Here is a 12,167-nt window from a genome sequence, read left to right as displayed (position 1 = left end):
TCGCTTTAGCATTCACTATGATGTGGCTACCAATGTGGGCTGATTAATATATGTACTACAAAGATCAACAGCCCCTAGATAAATTGAAATAACTACAAAAAATAAATATAAAAAAGCGCAGATTGTGTTGGAGTAACAAGCCGCGCTTATGAATTAGTTATACAAATAAGTTTATGTGGTGCGTATTAAATAACGCTAATTTTATTACGAATGATTTTTACGCCATCCATATTTTCTAAAAACTTTTGAGCTAGTGCGCGCTGAAAACCAGTTTGTGCTTCACCGTATAAATCTACTTCACCATTTTTTACCTGCACACGAATATCACTTAACACTAGGTTAGGATTAGTTCGCAGAGTGTTGGTGATAGCTTGTTGTAGGTTAGGTTGAGTGGCAACACTGCTTACTACGGCCATGTTAGTTGCTGCACTTACTTTTGTAGCGCAAGCTAATAAAAATAAACAACAAAATGATACTAAAGCGATAGTTAACTTGAAGCGGTTCATAACTTAATCCTTACATTACGGTGAATAGTGCAGCCACAATATGGAAATTTTATCGGGCTAGTTACCTTTGTTATTACAATTTCGATGCCATAATTAATGTACTGAAATATAAGGATATTTTATTAAGTGAGAATTCAGGTGGGCAATAATTACATTTAAATGAGTATGAGTTACATGCTTGGGTTACATATGTAATACCAATTCGCTTAATTAAGTGATTTATTTTGAGGTAAGAAAATCGTGTCGATAACAAGGCAAAAATTTCGTTATTTAGTTGTTCTATATTAGAATTTTTTAACGCAGTTAGCGTCAGATTTAATCCTTAAAATTGATTAAGTATTATTGCGGATTGGTATAATGGTACAAACAGCAGAGCCTGCAAGGCTTGCATTAAAAAGCCGACAAAAGTCGGCTTAGTATAAAAATGTTTTAGGTTACTTTTTCTTTTTAACCTTAGCCTTTTTCTTGGCTTTCATTTTTACTGGATCTTTACGCTTTTTAGCAGGTGGCTTAGCTTCTTTATGCTGTGGCTCAACACCTCTAATTACACGGCGTTTTAATTTTTGCTCAATGTAGCGCTCTACTTTATATAAAATACCAATGTCGTGTGCTTCAACTAGCGATATTGCTATCCCTTTTTTACCAGCACGACCAGTACGACCAATACGGTGTACGTATACGTCGGCAGTGCGCGGCATATCAAAGTTAATAACGTGGCTGATGTCAGACACGTCAATACCACGTGCAGCTACGTCGGTAGCAACTAATATGCTTGTTTTGCCACTGTGGAAGTTTTCCATGGCTTTCATACGTTTGTCTTGTGGCATTTCGCCGCGTAACCACGCTGCTTTTACATCATTAGTGGTAAGTTCACCAATTAATGTTTCTAAGCGTTCGCGAGTTTTAACAAACACAATCGCTTTAGTTACTTCAGGATTCTTTAGCGTATTAACTAACAACTCAAGTTTATGATGGTAGTCGTCGGCTAAATGTACCCATTGGTGAATTTTAGCTTTTTCTTTACGTGACGATTCAGCTTCAAGCAGTGCAGGGTCGTTTAATGTTTTTTCAGCAAATCTTTCTACGCTGTCACCTTCAAGTGTTGCTGAGAATAAAAAACATTGGCGACGATTTTTAGCTTCGTCACAAATACGGCTCATTTCTTTTTTGAAACCCATGTCTAACATGCGATCTGCTTCATCAATAATAAGCATTTCTACGTGTTCAGCATGAAAGTTTTCGGTTTCAAGATATTCCATTAATCGACCTGGTGTAGCGATTAAAATATCGTTATTTTTTTCAAAAATTTCTTTATGCGTGCCGTAGTTAATACCGCCTGTTACTACACCAATTTTTAGGTGTGTGCGTTTAGCTAGCAGTTCACATTGTTCATGAATTTGATAAGCGAGTTCACGAGTCGGGGTCATAACGAGTACGCGCGCAAAACCAGGGTCACGACGTGGGAAATCCAGTAAGTACTGAATAGCCGGAATTAAAAATGCCGCTGTTTTACCTGTACCAGTAGGCGCAGATGCTAAAATATCGCGCCCCTGTAGTGCTTCAGGAATAGCTTGTTGTTGAATGCTGGTTGGCGTCTCGTAGCCCATTTTATTAATGGCATCGAGTAGCTTGTTATCAAGATCAAATTCAGAAAATTGCATAGAGTGTCTAAAATAAGGGACAATTACCCTGATTATACGCGCTATGCTGCGCTTGGTGAATGAAAAGGTGAAAAAATGTCTGGTTTTGTATTTAAACAATTTAAAGTTGAACACGACCACTGTGCAATGAAAGTTTCTACCGATGGCATTTTGCTTGGCGCATGGGCTAATTTAAGCAGTGCAAAGTCGTTACTTGATATAGGCACTGGCACCGGCTTATTAGCACTAATGTGTAAGCAGCGCAGTAATGAGCTTGATATAACTGCGGTAGAAATTGACGAAAGCGCCTATACCCAAGCATTACAAAATGTAGCTAATAGCCCGTGGCCAACTATAAGTATTACGCATCAAACTATTCAATGCTTTAGTAGTGACATTAAGTTTGATGTGGTTATCTCTAATCCACCGTATTTTAATCACAGTTTAAAAGGCGATAATGCTGCGCGTAATACCGCACGCCATACAGACGGCTTAAGTTTTGAAGAATTAATAAATGCGTTTAAACGTTTAAGCCATAGAGGTTCTCGCTTTAGCTTAATACTCCCAAGCGTTGAAGGCGCATTATTTATTGAGCTTGCTACTCAAAATGGGCTTTATTTAAATGCTCATTGCCAAGTAAAAGCCACGCCCAATAAAGATATTAGCCGCAGTTTAATGACATTTAGCTACGTAAAAAGCGATATAGAATCATCAATGCTGTGTATTAGAAACCTAGATAATACCTACACGGCTGGTTATATAGCCCTGTGCAAAGCATTTTATTTGAAAATGTGAAGCAATAAAGTTGAGTGAACTCTATTGGGTTATTCCTAATTTGAGATGAGCTTTAATAGTGTGTTTATAAATCACCTGATATGATTTAGCCATTAGCCCCTTAATTTAAAGGCAACACAATGAAAAAATTAAATAAAACAGCATTACTTAGCACGTTAGCAGCCACCATTTTTGCAAGCCAAAGCGCGCTTGCTGCCATTACGCCAGTTGGGCTTTGGAAAACCATTGATGAGGATACAAACCAAGCTAAGTCGTATGTACGTATTACCCAAACCAACGGTGTATTAAGCGGTACCGTTGACAAAATCATTGATCCTGCAAAACAAAACGATATATGCAGTAAATGCGATGATGAATTAAAAGACCAGCCTATTTTAGGCATGACTATTATTAAAGATGTAAAAGCACAGGATGATGGCATCTGGGGAGACGGTGAAATACTCGACCCAACAAATGGTAAAACCTACACTTTGCAACTAACCCCACAAGAGGAAGGTAAAAAGCTCGAAGTACGCGGTTATATTAGCTTTTTTTACCGCAACCAATACTGGGTAAGAGTGGAGTAAGTTTTACTATTTATTTAATGGCTATGCGTTAAATTGTTGGGCGTTAAATAATTAACCGTTAACTGAAATCATTTTTGCGCTTTGCCTTTCTTACTCACTAAGCCAGCTATATTTAATTGGCATTCAATTTTAAGTAAATAATAAAGGGTAAAATATGATTAAGTACGTAGTTGCTTTAATAATGCTAAGCACACTGTTAATAAGCGGTGGGGCAAATGCAAAGGATGATGCTGTAAATACGGGTTGGTTTAATAACACGGCTATTAAAGGGTACGACAGCGTTGCTTATTTTACGCAAAATAAAGCAGTTAAAGGCAGCGATAAATACACGCTTAGTTATTTAGGTGCCGACTGGCACTTTTCGAGTGAAGAAAACAAAACGACATTTGCAGAAAACCCAAAGCGTTATGCACCGCAATACGGTGGTTGGTGTGCTTATGCAATGGCTGATGAAGGCAATGCTGTAGGTATAGACCCAGAAGCATTTTATATTCACGAAGGTAAGCTTTACTTAAATTACAGCCAAAGCGTACAGCAAAAATGGCTAAGTAATTTACTGCCGTACATTGTTATGGCCGATGGGTACTACCCACAAACAACTAATGTGATGACGTTTCAATAAGTTTACTCATATTATTAGTTAAAAAGCCCGCAGCTAAACTAGTTGCGGGCTTTTTGCTTTTTATTTGTCAGTATTGATAAGTGAATTAAAGCGTTTCGCCGTATTCAGTCATTACCTGTTCAACCCATGTTGCAATACGGTCGTCGCTTAGCTCGTATTGGCTGTCTTCGTCGAGTGCGAGTCCTACAAACTGTTTACCATCAGGCGTTAATGCTTTTGAAGCTTCAAACTCGTAACTACTGTCGTTTGGCCAAAAACCAAGTTGAGTAAATGTTTGCGTATTTATTTCGTCGTGCAGCATGCCTAGCGCATCTTGAAACCACTGCCCGTAACCTTGCTGGTCGCCCATGCCAAATAAAGCAATGGTTTTACCGTTTAGGTTTACGTCGGCTATGTCGTCCCACTTTGACTCCCAATCTTCTTGTATTTCACCAAAATCCCATGTTGAAATACCAAAGATGATAAAGTCGTACTGCTCTGCATTTTTTAGTGGCTCGTCTTTAATATTGTGCAGGGTAACTATATCGGCACCAATAATGTCGCGAATCTTTTCTGCTGCCATTTCGGTGTAGCACGTAGTAGAACCAAAAAATAAACCAATTTGCATCGTATTTATCACTGTGTAATTGCCTGATATGATAGGCTCAAGTTTACCGTAAGGTATTTTTAATTGATACCTTAGCAAAGCATGAGAGCATAATGTGACAACGCTATCTGACGATTCTTTTGAAAATAACAGCAGTATGAGCAGTAATAGCGACTACCTAGAAACCTTTTTAGATAGCCTGTACTTAGAGCAAGGCGTAAGCGAAAACACATTAAGTGCTTATCGCAGTGATTTAGATAAGTTTTGCCTATTTTTAAAAGGGCAAAATTTAATGACGGTAACCGGGCTTGATGTAGAGGGTTACTTAGCTCACCGAGTTGATTTAGGTTTAAAACCACGCAGTACTGCGCGCAGCATTAGTGCGCTTAAGCGTTTTTATCAGTACTTTGTGCGTGAAAAACTAATTAGTGATACTCCCATGCTAAATATTTCTCAACCAAAAGCAGGGCAGTCGTTACCTAAAACACTCTCAGAGGCCGAAGTTGAGGCATTATTAAATGCGCCTAATACCGAAGAAGCAATGGGACTGCGCGATAAAGCCATGCTAGAGCTACTTTATGCAACGGGTTTGCGTGTAAGTGAGCTTGTTGGCCTGCGCATGGAGCAAATTAATTTGCGCCAAGCGGTGGTATTTGTAAAAGGTAAAGGTAATAAAGAGCGTTTAGTGCCATTGGGTGAAGAAGCCATGTATTGGCTTGAGCAATTTTTAAAGGGTGGGCGCGCACAAATGATAAAACACGCCACCGATTTTGTGTTCCCCTCTAAACGCGGTGTAGGCATGACGCGACAAACCTTTTGGCATAGAATTAAACACTATGCTATTTTGGCAGCAGTTGAGTCTCCATTATCGCCCCATACTATGCGTCATGCTTTTGCTACGCACTTATTAAATCATGGGGCAGATTTACGTGTGGTACAAATGATGTTGGGCCATAGCGATTTATCAACTACGCAAATTTATACCCATGTCGCCAATGAACGGTTAAAGTCGGTACATGCGCAGCATCATCCACGTGCGTAAGTTTGAAATTAAATATCATTAAGCCGGTCAATATATTAAGTCTTTTAGGATAGAGAGAAGTTATGAAAAAATTAATGTTAGCAGGTGCCATGTTGTGCACAAGTATTAGTGCATTTGCAAATGGCGTTGCTGTAACACCAGATGCTAATGATCCTATTATTACTAAATTTGCCGAGCTTGGTGTAACTGTAAAGCAAATTAATCCAAGCCCAGTAGCGGGTTTAAAAGAATTGATCACTAATAAGGGCGTGCTTTACGCAAGTCCAGACGGTCAATATTTAATGCAAGGTACGTTAATTGATTTAAATAATCGTAATAACCTAACAGAGCAAGCATTAAATGGCGTGCGTGTTGAAGGTGTTAAAGAATACGAAGATTCGATGATTGTGTACAAAGCACCAAACGAAAAACACAGCATTACTGTATTTACCGATATTAGCTGTGGTTACTGTCGTAAATTACACCGTGAGTTAGACGATTTACTTGATGCGGGTATTACCGTTAAGTACTTAGCGTTTCCACGTGGTGGACTGCAAGGTTCTGGTTACGCAGATTTAATGAATGTATGGTGTGCACGCGATCAGCAAGAAGCACTTACAGAAGCTAAATCGGGCACAAGTACTAAAGTAGTTGCAGGTTGTAGCGCGCCAGTTGCAGAGCATTACCAACTTGGTCAAAGCTTTGGTATTAGCGGCACGCCAGCTATTATTTTAGAAGATGGCACGATGATCCCTGGTTATCAGCCAGCAGCGGCATTAAAAGCAGCATTAGAAGCTAACAAAGCGTCGTAATTAAACGCGTAGCATTATTAAAAAGGCCTTAATGGCCTTAATGGCCTTAATGGCCTTTTTTTGTCTTTTTAATACGACTCAATAAGTTAAAACTCTGCATGAAAAAACTAATCATTGCGCGTGAAAACGTTGACGACTCGCATCTCCCGAGTAATTTACACCCTGTAATTAAACAAATTTATGCTAACCGTAATGTGTTCAATGCCGAAGAGCTAAATAACAGCGTAGCGACGCTTCACGACTTTAAACTGTTTAAAGACATCGACAAAGCCAGCGATTTATTAATTGAAGCATTAAAAGCACAAAGCCATATTTTAATAGTTGGCGACTTTGATGCCGATGGCGCAACAAGCACTGCAACATTAATGCAAGGCCTTGAGATGTTTGGCTTTAAGCATTTAGATTACTTAATTCCTGACAGGTTTAGCTTAGGTTATGGCTTAAGCCCCGCGCTTGCAGAGCAAATAGTACAAATAAAACCTGATTTAGTGATCACCGTAGATAACGGCATATCGTGTATTGCCGGTATTGATATTTTAAAAGCGGTTGGCATAAAAGTGCTGGTTACAGATCACCACTTACAAGGTGAACAGCTGCCAAATGCCGACGCAATAGTAAATCCAAATAGGCACGAATGTGAATTTCCGTCTAAATCGATTGCAGGCGTTGGCGTTGCTTTTTACTTACTAATAGCACTGAGAAGCGTAATGCGAGACTTAGGTTATTTTGAGCAGCAACCGCCACCTAATCTAGCTAACTTACTCGACATTGTAGCGCTTGGTACGGTAGCCGATGTGGTCGCGCTTGATGCAAATAACCGTACGTTGGTACACCAAGGTTTAGCACGTATTCGCAGTGGTAAAACACGCCCAGGTATTACCGCCCTTATTGAAGTGGCTAATCGCAATGCTGCCCGCTTAAGTGCAAGCGACTTTGGTTTTTCACTTGCGCCGCGTTTAAATGCCGCTGGGCGATTGGACGATATGAGTTTGGGTATAGCATGCTTGCTTAGCACCGATATAAACCAAGCGCGTAGTATAGCCGGCGAGCTCGATAGCTTAAACTTTGCAAGGCGCGAAATAGAACAAGGCATGCAAGCAGAGGCACAAGCTGTACTCGATAGACTCGCATTTAGCGACGATAACATTCCTGATGCCATTTGTTTGTTTCAAGATGATTGGCACCAAGGCGTTATTGGTATTTTGGCTGGCCGCCTAAAAGAAAAATACCATCGCCCAACTGTTATATTTGCTGGTGGCGAAAATGGTGAAATAAAAGGCTCGTGCCGCTCTATTGAAGGGCTACACATGCGCGATTTACTCGAAGGGCTTAATACTGCCGATCCGCACTTAATTAATAAATTTGGTGGCCATGCAATGGCTGCTGGTTTAAGTATTAACGAGCAGCACTTTAACGACTTTAAAATAGCGTTTGATGCCGCAGTGAGCGCGCAGCTCAGTGAAGAAAGTAAGCGCTGCATTGTGTTTACCGACGGCGAGCTGCCAAACGACTGCTTTACCATGGAATTTGCCCAGCTATTAAAGCAATCTGGTCCATGGGGTCAGCAATTTCCTGAGCCGGTGTTTGAGCATACCTTTGAAATAATACAGCAGCGCATAGTTGGCGAAAAGCATTTAAAGCTCGTGTTAAAGCATCAATCTGGTCGATTAGTTGACGCCATTGCCTTTGGTATTGACGTAAAAGAATGGCCCGACACCGAGGCTAAGTTTGTAAAAGTAGCGTACCAGCTCGATATAAATGAGTTTAGAGGTAAATTTACGCTGCAATTAATAGTTAGAGAGCTTGAAAAAGTGCACTAAAAAATATGTAATATCATGCATAAAATGCTAATAAAGCGCGCGGTTTTTTGTTAAAATCGGGCGTTTTTATCATTTGACGATAATTTATTGCGAAAATCCTATTTTAAGGGATGCAATTACCTAGCCATTTTGGAGTGATGTACATGTTTGAAGTGAATCCTGTGATTAATCAAATCAAGGAAATTCGCGAACGTACTGAATTGCTTCGGGGGTACCTTTGACTACGCTCTTAAACAAGAACGCTTAGAAGAAGTTAACGCCGAGCTTGAAGATTCAGCCGTATGGAATGAGCCTGAACGCGCACAAGCGCTTGGCCGTGAAAAATCAGCATTGGAAGCGGTTGTTGAAACAATCGACAACCTTGTAGCCGGTACTGATGATGTTGAAGGCTTACTTGAGCTTGCTGTAGAAGCTGAAGATCAAGATACCTTTGACGAAGCGCAAAGCGAATTAACTGATCTAAACGAGCAGTTAGAAGGTTTAGAGTTTCGTCGTATGTTTTCAGGTCCTCACGACTCAAACGATGCTTACCTTGATTTACAATCTGGCTCTGGCGGTACTGAAGCTCAAGACTGGTGTAATATTTTACTACGTATGTATTTACGCTGGGGCGAAGCTAAAGGCTTTAAAGTTGAGCTAGTTGAAGCGACCGACGGTGACGTAGCCGGTATTAAAGGCGCAACAGTTCGCTTTGTTGGCGAATATGCTTACGGTTGGTTACGTACCGAAACTGGCGTGCATCGCTTAGTGCGTAAAAGCCCATTTGATTCAAGTGGTCGTCGTCATACCTCATTTGCTTCTGCGTTTGTATACCCAGAAGTTGACGATAATATTGAAATTGATATGAATCCGTCAGACTTACGTATAGACGTTTACCGTGCATCAGGCGCGGGTGGTCAGCACGTTAACACCACCGAATCGGCGGTTCGTATTACTCACGTACCAACAAATACCGTAGTGCAGTGTCAAAACGAGCGTTCGCAGCATAAAAATAAAGCCCAAGCGATGAAGCAGTTAAAAGCTAAATTATTTGAGCTTGAGCTACAACAGCAAAATGCTGAAAAACAAACGCAAGAAGACGCTAAATCTGATATTGGTTGGGGTAGTCAAATTCGTTCATACGTACTTGATGACGCACGCATTAAAGATTTACGCACCGGCGTTGAAAACCGTAATACCCAATCGGTACTTGACGGTAACTTAGATAAATTTATTGAAGCCAGCCTTAAATCTGGCCTATAACCACCAAGCTAATAAAGAGCTAAAAAATGACTGATAAAATCCAAGACGAAAACAAGTTAATCGCTGAGCGTCGCGGCAAGTTAGACGCTATACGCGAAAATTGCCCAGCCAACGGTCATCCAAACCAATTCCGTCGTGAGCATTACACGGCTGATTTGCAAGCCCAGTTTGGTGATAAGAGCAAAGAAGAATTAGTAGAGATGCAAGAAGTTGTGTCTATCGCTGGCCGTATTTTAGCAAAGCGTGGACCGTTTTTTGTAATTCAAGACATGAAAGGTCGCGTACAAGCGTATGCATCTAAAGATGTTCAAAAAGATCTTAAAGAAAAATATGGTCAACTAGACACTGGCGATATTATTGGTGTTAAAGGCGCACTAAATAAATCGGGTAAAGGCGATTTATACGTAGAAATGACTGAGTATCAATTATTAACTAAGTCACTTCGTCCGTTGCCTGAAAAATTCCATGGCTTATCAGATCAAGAAACAAAGTACCGCCAACGTTACGTTGATTTAATTACCAACGAAGCAACGCGCGAAACATTCCGTATTCGCTCGCAAGTAGTTGAAGGCATTCGTCGCTTTTTAGCAGACCGTGACTTTATGGAAGTAGAAACACCTATGCTACAGGTTATACCTGGCGGTGCATCTGCGCGTCCGTTTGTAACTCACCATAACGCGCTTGATATCGACATGTACTTACGTATAGCGCCTGAGCTTTACTTAAAGCGCTTAGTGGTAGGTGGTTTTGATCGTGTATTCGAAATTAACCGTAACTTCCGTAACGAAGGGTTATCTACGCGTCACAATCCAGAATTCACAATGATTGAGTTTTACCAAGCATACGCTGATTACATCGACCTGATGAACATCACCGAAGACATGCTACGTACAGTTGCAGAAAACGTACTTGGTAGTGCAGTTGTAGTTAATACAACTAAAGACGAAAACGGCGAAGTGATTGACTCAGTAGAGTACGACTTTGGCCAACCGTTTACACGTTTAAGCATGGCGGACGCTATCTTAAAATATAACCCTGAGTTTGATGCTGCGGTATTTAATGACCCAGAAAACCACTTTGACGAATTAAAAGCGTACGCTAAACAAGTGCACGTTAAAATTCCTGAAAACTGCGTTTGGGGCCCTGGTAAGTTCTTGTGTGAAATATTTGAAGAAACAGCAGAGCACATGCTTATTCAACCTACGTTTATTACTGGCTACCCGTGGGAAGTATCGCCACTTGCACGCCGTAACGACGAAAATGCATTTGTTACAGACCGTTTTGAATTTTTTGTTGGCGGTCGTGAACTTGCAAATGGTTTCTCTGAGCTTAACGATGCACAAGACCAAGCTGAGCGCTTTACTCGCCAAGTTGAAGAGAAAGACGCAGGCGATGATGAAGCAATGCATTACGATGAAGACTACATACGCGCACTTGAGTACGGCTTACCGCCAACTGCAGGTGAAGGTATTGGTATTGACCGTTTAGTAATGTTGTTTACTGACTCATCAACAATTAAAGACGTGATTTTGTTCCCGCATATGCGTCCACAAGCTGACTAAGCTTTAGGTAGAACAAAGTAAGTTAATAAACGCCGCTTAATAGCGGCGTTTTTTTGTTTTTTAAATCGGCTTTTGTTATTTTAGTTAATAAGTACTACACTAAAAATTAAATGTAGTTATTAGTGCTGGTTAATGTGCAATCAGCTTCGCTAATTTATTGCTATTGGCAGTTTTAATATTAAAACTAACAGTGCTATAACTTTTTAGTATGATTGTTTTTTAAACATATGTTGTATTAATGTAAAGGTTTTAGCTAAAATACGCACGAAATTTAAACTGCTTAGTATTTAGCAGTTAATATAGATTCTTAAAGGACTTAGAATAATAGTATGAAAGATAAACGAGTAGATGATTTATCAGAAGAATGCACAACAGAGCAAGAACGAGATGCTTACTACCGTGCTTGTATTGCCGAATTTCAACAATTAGGTTACCAAGAACAGTATTTGGCTCAGTTAACGGATGACTTAGTTCCTGTGCTAGGTGTTAATCCTTCAAATAAAAATACGTAACCCGCTTAAATTTCAAACTAATTACACTTTTAAACCAAGCATATGTGCAATCTATAACCATATAGTCGTTTTTGGTAGAAAAGTGTTTGACATATTTTCTGAAATCTTTATTATACGCCCCACAAGACGGAGAGGTGTCCGAGTGGCCGAAGGAGCTCCCCTGCTAAGGGAGTATAGAGTTTGTAGCTCTATCGAGGGTTCGAATCCCTCCCTCTCCACCATTTCTTTTAATGGCGTGTTTTGTAAAGTTTTAAAGTATGGGTGCATAGCTCAGCTGGATAGAGTACTCGGCTACGAACCGAGCGGTCGGAGGTTCGAATCCTCCTGCGCCCACCATACTTTAATAACTCTGCTTAGAGTCTAAATAAGCAAAAGCTCTACTTATGAGTTAAAATAAGTAAACTATAAAGTGGGTGCATAGCTCAGCTGGATAGAGTACTCGGCTACGAACCGAGCGGTCGGAGGTTCGAATCCTCCTGCGCC

12 protein-coding genes and 2 tRNA genes are annotated in these 12,167 nt (G+C 40.3%); 11 read left to right on the top strand and 3 right to left on the bottom strand.

What is annotated here, in order from left to right; all coding sequences use genetic code 11:
- Positions 1–185 precede the first annotated feature (185 nt).
- A complete protein-coding gene (locus I6F53_RS19305; protein ID WP_165727216.1) occupies positions 186–506 on the bottom strand; it encodes a BON domain-containing protein in 321 nt (106 codons plus the stop codon).
- A gap of 434 nt (positions 507–940) precedes the next feature.
- Positions 941–2,167 (bottom strand): ATP-dependent RNA helicase SrmB, encoded by a 1,227-nt coding sequence (srmB, locus tag I6F53_RS19300; protein ID WP_197240825.1) that lies wholly within the window; start codon positions 2,165–2,167, stop codon positions 941–943.
- A 75-nt stretch (positions 2,168–2,242) separates the two neighbouring features.
- Between srmB and I6F53_RS19295 the strand changes: the two genes are divergently transcribed.
- The 3 genes from I6F53_RS19295 to I6F53_RS19285 all read left to right on the top strand — a co-directional run bounded on the left by I6F53_RS19295 (position 2,243) and on the right by I6F53_RS19285 (position 4,129).
- Entirely contained in the window at positions 2,243–2,941 is a 699-nt protein-coding gene (locus I6F53_RS19295; RefSeq protein WP_197240824.1) for a tRNA1(Val) (adenine(37)-N6)-methyltransferase, read from the top strand.
- A 119-nt stretch (positions 2,942–3,060) separates the two neighbouring features.
- Complete coding sequence (locus I6F53_RS19290; RefSeq protein WP_197240823.1) at positions 3,061–3,507, top strand: DUF2147 domain-containing protein; 447 nt, start codon at positions 3,061–3,063, stop codon at positions 3,505–3,507.
- Positions 3,508–3,661: 154 nt separating this feature from the next.
- A complete protein-coding gene (locus I6F53_RS19285) occupies positions 3,662–4,129 on the top strand; it encodes a YHS domain-containing (seleno)protein (protein ID WP_197177930.1) in 468 nt (155 codons plus the stop codon).
- An 85-nt stretch (positions 4,130–4,214) separates the two neighbouring features.
- Here the strand turns inward: I6F53_RS19285 and fldB are convergent, their stop codons facing one another.
- Positions 4,215–4,736 (bottom strand): flavodoxin FldB, encoded by a 522-nt coding sequence (fldB, locus tag I6F53_RS19280; protein WP_007583764.1) that lies wholly within the window; start codon positions 4,734–4,736, stop codon positions 4,215–4,217.
- 94 nt (positions 4,737–4,830) lie between these two features.
- Here fldB and xerD point away from each other — a divergent pair, with 94 nt between their 5' ends.
- From xerD to I6F53_RS19240, 8 genes are all read left to right on the top strand, one after another.
- Positions 4,831–5,757: a site-specific tyrosine recombinase XerD gene (gene xerD / locus I6F53_RS19275; RefSeq protein ID WP_165727222.1), complete on the top strand. Its 927-nt coding sequence runs from the start codon at positions 4,831–4,833 to the stop codon at positions 5,755–5,757.
- Between the two features lie 62 nt (positions 5,758–5,819).
- The gene (gene dsbC / locus I6F53_RS19270) at positions 5,820–6,548 is read left to right on the top strand and encodes a bifunctional protein-disulfide isomerase/oxidoreductase DsbC (RefSeq protein ID WP_197240822.1); all 729 of its coding nucleotides are present in this window, start codon (positions 5,820–5,822) and stop codon (positions 6,546–6,548) included.
- A 98-nt stretch (positions 6,549–6,646) separates the two neighbouring features.
- Positions 6,647–8,368, top strand: coding sequence for a single-stranded-DNA-specific exonuclease RecJ (gene recJ, locus I6F53_RS19265; protein WP_197240821.1), 1,722 nt, complete (start codon positions 6,647–6,649; stop codon positions 8,366–8,368).
- 143 nt (positions 8,369–8,511) lie between these two features.
- Positions 8,512–9,610, top strand: a protein-coding gene (prfB, locus tag I6F53_RS19260) for a peptide chain release factor 2 (RefSeq protein WP_096058065.1) whose coding sequence is annotated in 2 segments (ribosomal slippage) — positions 8,512–8,586 and positions 8,588–9,610 — 1,098 coding nt in all. Because the reading frame shifts where the segments join, the coding sequence is not laid out codon by codon here.
- Positions 9,611–9,636: 26 nt separating this feature from the next.
- Positions 9,637–11,172 (top strand): lysine--tRNA ligase, encoded by a 1,536-nt coding sequence (gene lysS, locus I6F53_RS19255; RefSeq protein WP_024597675.1) that lies wholly within the window; start codon positions 9,637–9,639, stop codon positions 11,170–11,172.
- 329 nt (positions 11,173–11,501) lie between these two features.
- Entirely contained in the window at positions 11,502–11,684 is a 183-nt protein-coding gene (locus I6F53_RS19250) for a hypothetical protein (protein ID WP_165727226.1), read from the top strand.
- 128 nt (positions 11,685–11,812) lie between these two features.
- A tRNA-Ser gene (locus I6F53_RS19245) sits at positions 11,813–11,905 on the top strand.
- A gap of 38 nt (positions 11,906–11,943) precedes the next feature.
- Positions 11,944–12,020, top strand: a tRNA-Arg gene (locus I6F53_RS19240).
- Positions 12,021–12,167 lie beyond the last annotated feature (147 nt).

Origin of the sequence: Pseudoalteromonas sp. SWN29, from assembly GCF_015864465.1 — a bacterium.
GTDB lineage: Bacteria > Pseudomonadota > Gammaproteobacteria > Enterobacterales > Alteromonadaceae > Pseudoalteromonas.
Note: the sequence above shows the minus strand (reverse complement) of the source record. Positions and strands in the feature narration are given on the sequence as shown.

Excerpts from the sequence above, each read along its gene's own strand:
- fldB (WP_007583764.1), bottom strand. The coding sequence starts at position 4,736 with ATGCAAATTGGTTTATTTTTTGGTTCTACTACGTGCTACACCGAAATG.
- lysS (WP_024597675.1), top strand. The coding sequence starts at position 9,637 with ATGACTGATAAAATCCAAGACGAAAACAAGTTAATCGCTGAGCGTCGC.
- I6F53_RS19290 (WP_197240823.1), top strand. The coding sequence starts at position 3,061 with ATGAAAAAATTAAATAAAACAGCATTACTTAGCACGTTAGCAGCCACC.
- dsbC (WP_197240822.1), top strand. The coding sequence starts at position 5,820 with ATGAAAAAATTAATGTTAGCAGGTGCCATGTTGTGCACAAGTATTAGT.
- I6F53_RS19285 (WP_197177930.1), top strand. The coding sequence starts at position 3,662 with ATGATTAAGTACGTAGTTGCTTTAATAATGCTAAGCACACTGTTAATA.
- I6F53_RS19250 (WP_165727226.1), top strand. The coding sequence starts at position 11,502 with ATGAAAGATAAACGAGTAGATGATTTATCAGAAGAATGCACAACAGAG.
- I6F53_RS19295 (WP_197240824.1), top strand. The coding sequence starts at position 2,243 with ATGTCTGGTTTTGTATTTAAACAATTTAAAGTTGAACACGACCACTGT.
- I6F53_RS19305 (WP_165727216.1), bottom strand. The coding sequence starts at position 506 with ATGAACCGCTTCAAGTTAACTATCGCTTTAGTATCATTTTGTTGTTTA.
- srmB (WP_197240825.1), bottom strand. The coding sequence starts at position 2,167 with ATGCAATTTTCTGAATTTGATCTTGATAACAAGCTACTCGATGCCATT.
- recJ (WP_197240821.1), top strand. The coding sequence starts at position 6,647 with ATGAAAAAACTAATCATTGCGCGTGAAAACGTTGACGACTCGCATCTC.